This is a genomic window from Formivibrio sp. oc-25 (assembly GCF_055810895.1).
On sequence record NZ_JBVVOL010000002.1, the window covers coordinates 234,927 to 241,162 of the forward strand.

The window sequence follows — 6,236 nt, forward strand, 5'->3', positions numbered from 1 at the left end:
AGTTCGAAATGGATAGCAAGAAACTAACTATTTTTGTGCTCCTTGCAGTGGTTCTCATGTTCGGCTGGGAATTGCTGATGGATCGCATGTATCCGGAGCGCAAGGCGCAACGGATGGCGGCTTCCATTCCTGTGACTGCTTCTGCTCCGGCTGCGGCATCAGGAGCGGCTGGCGTTGCGAATGCCCCGGTCGATGCTGGCCGCTTGGTACAAGGTCAGCGGATTTCGGTCACCACCGATCTGTTCGCAGCTGAAATTGATACCAATGGTGCAGACCTGCGCAAGGTCAATCTTTTGCAACATGGCGAGGCTGGCAATTCCAAGCAGCCGTTCCAGTTGCTGATGGATGGCCAGGAACGTATCTCTGTGGCACAAACCGGCCTGATTGGCCAGGATCTGCCTACGCACAAGAGCGTATTCAAGGCAGCGCAGACCAGCTACAAGCTGGCAGATGGCCAGAACGAACTGTCAGTCCGCCTCGAGGCTACCGGGCCTGAAGGTGTGCAGGTCGCCAAGACCTATGTCTTCAAGCGTGGCAGCTATGTGGTCGATGTGAAGTACGAGCTGGCCAACAATAGTGCCAATGCGCTGAAGGCCAGTGCTTATTACCGCTTCCTGCGCGATGGTTACAAGCCCGAAGCTGGCATGATGGGTACCAATACCTTCACCGGCCCGGCGGTCTACACCGATGAGGGCAAGTTCCAGAAGGTGGACTTCGACAAGCTGGCTGAAAACAAGGCCGAATTTGTCAGCAAGGCCAAGGATGGCTGGGTTGCCATGCTGCAGCATTATTTTGCAACCGCCTGGCTGGTTTCGCCCAATGGTCGCGATCCCGTTTGCGGTGCACAGGATTGCCGTTTCGATCTGAAGAAGTTGCCTGATGGCCTCTTTTCGGCAGGTGTGATTGTCGATCTGCCGGAAGTGGCTGCTGGTGGCAAACTGGAAACCGGCGTGCCGCTGTTCCTGGGCCCGGAAGATACCCGTATCCTGAAGCAGGTAGCGCCCGGCTTTGATCTGGTCAAGGACTATGGCTGGGTAACCGTGATTGCCACGCCGCTGTACTGGTTGCTGGAAAAGCTGCACGGATTGGTTGGCAACTGGGGTTGGGCAATCATTTTGCTCACCATCCTGATCAAGGCTGCCTTCTATCCGCTGTCTGCCGCCAGCTACCGTTCGATGGCCAAGATGCGCGTCCTGGCGCCGCGCATGCAGCAGCTGAAAGAGCGTTATGGCGATGATCGCATGAAGCTGCAGCAGGCGATGATGGCCATGTACAAGGAAGAAAAGGTCAATCCGCTCGGTGGCTGCCTGCCGATCCTGATCCAGATTCCGGTGTTTATTGCCCTGTACTGGACCTTGCTGGCTTCGGTTGAAATCCGCCAGGCGCCGTGGCTGGGCTGGATTACCGATCTTTCGGCCAAGGATCCGTACTTCGTCTTGCCGATCCTGATGGCAATCTCGATGTATGTGCAGACCCTGCTGTCGCCGCCGCCGCCTGATCCGGTTCAGGCCAAGATCATGAAATTCATGCCGCTGGTATTCAGTGCCATGTTCTTCATGTTCCCGGCTGGTCTGGTACTGTACTGGGTGGTGAACAATACGCTTTCGATCCTGCAGCAATGGATGATTACCCGCCAGATCGAAAAGGGAGAGAAAGCCGCCAAGGCTTGATCTGATTGATCTTGCAGACAGCCGCCCGTTCGGGGCGGCTGTTTTGTTTCCACTTGTCCCGGCGCGAAATAATGTCATGAATATGCTCTATCCCAATGAAACCATTGCAGCCATCGCTACTGCGCCCGGGCGTGGCGGGGTGGGGGTGATCCGCATCTCCGGCCGCAAGCTGGATGAATTGGTTCAGTGTCTGCTGGGTCGTTCCCTGCAGCCACGATATGCCCATTTCGCCCGCTTTTGTGCCGGCGATGGCACCGTGCTGGATGAGGGGCTGGCTCTGTTTTTTCCCGGCCCGCGTTCATTTACCGGCGAGGATGTGCTCGAATTGCAAGGGCATGGTGGGCCGGTTGTGTTGAAAATGTTGTTGGCGCGCTGCATTGAGCTCGGTGCGCGCCATGCCGAACCGGGGGAATTCACCAAGCGTGCTTTTCTGAATGGCAAGCTGGATCTGACACAGGCCGAAGCGGTGGCGGATCTGATTGACGCGCAATCGGAAGCCGCTGCACGTTCCGCTCTCAAATCACTGGGTGGCGCTTTTTCCCGTGAAATCCGCATGCTGGTCGATGGCCTGATCAATTTGCGCATGCTGGTCGAGGCCACGCTGGATTTCCCGGAAGAAGATATCGATTTTCTGCAGGCGGCCGATGCACAGGGGCAGTTGCAGGGCCTGCAACAGCAATTGGCGCGGGTGCTCGATACTGCGAGCCAGGGCAAATTGTTGCGCGAGGGTATGCATGTCGTGCTGATCGGTCAGCCCAATGTCGGCAAATCCAGTCTGCTCAATGCACTGGCCGGCGAGGAGGTGGCGATTGTTACCGATATTGCCGGCACTACCCGCGATACCGTGCGGGAACTGGTGCTGCTTGATGGCGTGCCGGTGCATGTCATCGATACGGCTGGCTTGCGTGATACACAGGACGTGGTTGAAAAAATTGGCATTGAACGGACCTGGGCTGCAATCGAAAAAGCCGATCTGGCCTTGTTGTTGCTGGATTCGCGCGAAGGCGTCACTAACCATGATCAAGCGATTCTGGCGCGCCTGCCCGATGGTTTGCCGGTCTTGCGTGTATTCAACAAGATTGATTTGACTGGCGAGGTGTCTGGGCTTGTTGCTGAAGATGAGGTTCACGTTTCTGCCCGCACCGGCGAGGGCATGCTGCAGTTGCGGCAAAAGCTGTTGCAGCGTGTAGGCTGGCAGGGGGCCGATGATAGTTTGTTCATGGCGCGCGAACGCCATCTGGATGCCATACGCCGGGCTGCCGGGCACTTGCAGACGGCACAGCAGGCCTATCGCCAGATTGAAATATTGGCTGAAGAGTTGCGTCTGGCCCAGAATGATTTGAATGAAATAACCGGAGAGTTCACCCCGGATGATTTATTGGGTGTGATCTTTAGTCGTTTTTGTATTGGCAAGTAAAATTACTGCCGAGGAGTGTATTCAATGTCCATGAAAGAAGCTGCTGTTCCCATGACCGAGGAACAACTGGATGAACTGGCCGATTTGCTTGATTCCGATCTGACGCCGGAAGACTGCATGGATCTTTCCATGTTGCAGGGGTATCTGACGGCAGTGCTGATTGGCCCGCCGATTGAGGATGCGCAGCGTTGGTTGACGCCAATCTGGGGTGAAGGTCCGCAGGCAGATCATTTTGCTGCCAAAGCCGAGGCCGAACGTCTGATCGAGCTGGTGGTAATGCTGTACAACGAACTTGAAGAGCAGTTGCAGGATGGGGCGGAGGATTTTGAGCCGATTCTGTATCTGGATGAGGAAAGCGGACAGCAGATTGCCCGTCCATGGTGCATGGGTTTCATGTATGGCGCTGCGCTCAACGAAGCGGCCTGGCAGCCGATGCTCGATGATGAGGAATATGGCGCTGCGATGCTGCCGATCGTGATGTGTGCGGACGAAGAGGGGCGCGCGGAAATGGCGGCTGGGGGTGAAGATCCGGCGCAATTCGAGGATGAAGTCGCGGATGAATTGCCGGAGATCGTGGCGGCAATCCGCGAGTACTGGCAGCAGGCCAGTGTGACAAGCAAGTCGGCAGCACGTCCACGTGGCCGCCGGCGCTGAGGAGGTAAACGCATGCCTAACCGAATTCTGTTTGTGGAAGATGATGCCGATCTGGCAGAACTGATCAGCAATTTCCTGCGTTCGTTCGAATTCAGTGTGGAGTTGATGCGCGAAGGTTCTGGCGTGGTCGAGGCCGTGCGCGAGAATCCGCCAGCGCTGGTCTTGCTCGACATCATGCTGCCGGGCAAGGATGGCCTGACGATTTGCCGCGAGTTGCGCGAATTCTATACCGGGCCGATCGTGATGCTGACTTCTCTCAATAGTGACATGAACCAGATTCTGGGTTTTGAGATTGGTGCCAGCGATTACGTGGTGAAAACCACGCCGCCTTCGGTATTGCTGGCCCGCATTCGTGCCCAGTTGCGCCACAACGCCACTGTGCCCGTCGTGGCGGTCCAGGCGCAGCAGGACAAAACCGCACTCAATTTCGGCAAGCTGGTAGTTGACAGCAAAAACCGCACGGCCAGTTACCGGGGGGAATCCCTGCATCTTTCTACCGGCGATTTCGATTTGCTGTGGGAGTTGGCCAGTCATGCCGGCGAGATCCTGTCGCGTGATCACTTGCTGAAGAAATTGCGTGGCATCGAATACGATGGCATGGATCGCAGCATGGATGTGGCGATTTCCCGCTTGCGCAAGAAGCTGGCCGATGATCCGGAAGATCCACGCAAGATCAAGACGATCCGCCATCGCGGCTATCTGTTTGCGACAGATATCTGGTGGCAGGAATGAAATCGACCCACCACGGCAGCATGCGCCAGGTTTTTCTGCGCTTCTATTTCACCGTGGTGGTGTGTTTTCTTGTGGCTGCGGTTTTGATTGGCTCGGCCTACAAGGCCTTGGTCGATCGTGCGCATCAACGCTATCTGACCGATATTTTCCAGGCTGCCATTTCCATCATCGAGCGCGAACTGGGCGATTTGCCGCCTTCCTTGTGGCACGATGAAGTAAAGCGCATTGCCGGCCGCATTCCGGTGCCCATCCAGATCGAGGCGCTGGATGCCTACAATCTGGATCCGGTAAACCAGGTTGCCCTGCGTGGGGGCAGCATCATCCGCCTGTACGATCAGGATCTCTACCTGCACCGCATTCACCAGACCGATGCCATGGTGGTGCTGGGGCCCATCCCCTTCCTTTCCAAGACCGACCATATAGGTTGGGAAGACGTCATGGCGTTGCTGCTGATGTGTCTTTCGCTGGGGGCGCCCGCCTGGCTGTGGTTGCGTCCGCTCTGGCGCGATCTGCTGGAGTTGACCCGCCAGGGGCGCCGGATCGGCGAGGGGGATTTCAGTGCGCGGGTGGCGCTGGATGACAGTTCTGCCTTGGCCTTGCTTGGCGGCACGTTCAACAGTATGGCGCATAACGTTGAAGAATTGACGGCTGCCAGGCGTGCCATGATCGATGCGGTGTCGCACGATTTGCGTACGCCGTTGGCGCGCTTGCGTTATCGCCTGGAGGCCATCAAGGCCGGCGGCGATCCGGCAATGACCATTGCTGCCATCGAGCGCGATCTTGGCCAGATTGATGAACTGATCGAAGAATGGCTGACCATGTCCAGCCTGGATAAGCCGGGCTTGAGTCTTGAGGTCCGGCCAATTGAAATTATCCCTTGGCTTGAGCGCATTCTGTCTGAGTACCGGTTTGAGCGTGGGCCGATTACGCTATGCAATGAAGCAGATATCCAGCATCCCTGTGTGGAGCTCGATAGCTATTATCTGGGCCGGGCTATCAGCAATCTGCTGAATAATGCCTTGCGCTATGGCGGCAAGCGCGCCAGCGTTACCTTTGCCTGGGGTGATGGCGTGGCTGTTCTGCATATTGATGATGATGGCCCGGGTATTCCTGTGAGTGAGCGTGCGCGTCTGCTGTTGCCGTTTGAACGGCTGGAGGCCAGTCGCAATCGCAGCTCGGGCGGGTTTGGCCTCGGTCTGGCTATCGTTGCCATGGTAATGCGCGGTCATGGTGGGCAAGCCGTAATTGGTGAGTCACCATTGGGTGGAGCGCGCATTACGCTGACCTGGGCCACCCCGCTTTCCTCGGTCAGGCACTGAACCGCGCATGTGGTTGCTGACAAATCTTGATGTTTGCGTACGAGACGTTACAAGTCGCAACCAAGCTGACATCGAAAGCCTTACGCACTCTCCTGATAATGCGAGCACACGAATTTGTGTGCTTATTCATTGTTGGGGAAGATTTTCCATGAAAAAACTGATTGCTGTATTGGTGGCCGGTATTTTTGCTACCGCCGCTTCTTTGTCTGTGGCTGCCGATGCGTCTGCTGTCGCCTCCGCAGTGAAGGAAGTTAAAGTTGAGAAGAACGCTACCAAGAAGGCTCAAGCCGAGAAGAAGGCTTCCGCTGTAGCTTCCAAGGCTCAAGCCGAGAAGAAGGCTTCCGCTGTAGCTTCCAAGGCTCAAGCCGAGAAGAAGGCTTCCGCTGTAGCTTCCAAGGCTCAAGCCGAGAAGAAGGCTTCCGCCGTTGCTTCCAAGGCTCAAGC

At 56.5% G+C, this 6,236-nt stretch carries 5 protein-coding genes and 1 pseudogene; all 6 read left to right on the forward strand.

Annotated features, from left to right (window positions below; all coding sequences use genetic code 11):
• Positions 1-8 precede the first annotated feature (8 nt).
• Positions 9-1,670, forward strand: coding sequence for a membrane protein insertase YidC (gene yidC / locus AC0KVQ_RS02550; protein WP_473419538.1), 1,662 nt, complete (start codon positions 9-11; stop codon positions 1,668-1,670).
• A gap of 76 nt (positions 1,671-1,746) precedes the next feature.
• Positions 1,747-3,087: a tRNA uridine-5-carboxymethylaminomethyl(34) synthesis GTPase MnmE gene (gene mnmE, locus AC0KVQ_RS02555; protein ID WP_473419539.1), complete on the forward strand. Its 1,341-nt coding sequence runs from the start codon at positions 1,747-1,749 to the stop codon at positions 3,085-3,087.
• Between the two features lie 24 nt (positions 3,088-3,111).
• Positions 3,112-3,741, forward strand: a complete 630-nt coding sequence (locus AC0KVQ_RS02560) for a UPF0149 family protein (protein ID WP_473419540.1) — start codon at positions 3,112-3,114, stop codon at positions 3,739-3,741.
• Positions 3,742-3,753: 12 nt separating this feature from the next.
• Positions 3,754-4,473 carry a two-component system response regulator RstA gene (rstA, locus tag AC0KVQ_RS02565; RefSeq protein ID WP_473419542.1) on the forward strand — a complete coding sequence of 240 codons (720 nt, stop codon included), beginning with the start codon at positions 3,754-3,756 and terminating at the stop codon, positions 4,471-4,473.
• A complete protein-coding gene (locus AC0KVQ_RS02570; RefSeq protein WP_473419543.1) occupies positions 4,470-5,792 on the forward strand; it encodes an ATP-binding protein in 1,323 nt (440 codons plus the stop codon). The genes rstA and AC0KVQ_RS02570 overlap by 4 nt, the downstream gene beginning before the upstream one ends.
• 148 nt (positions 5,793-5,940) lie before the next feature.
• Positions 5,941-6,236, forward strand: a pseudogene (locus AC0KVQ_RS02575) (hypothetical protein); the annotation flags it as partial.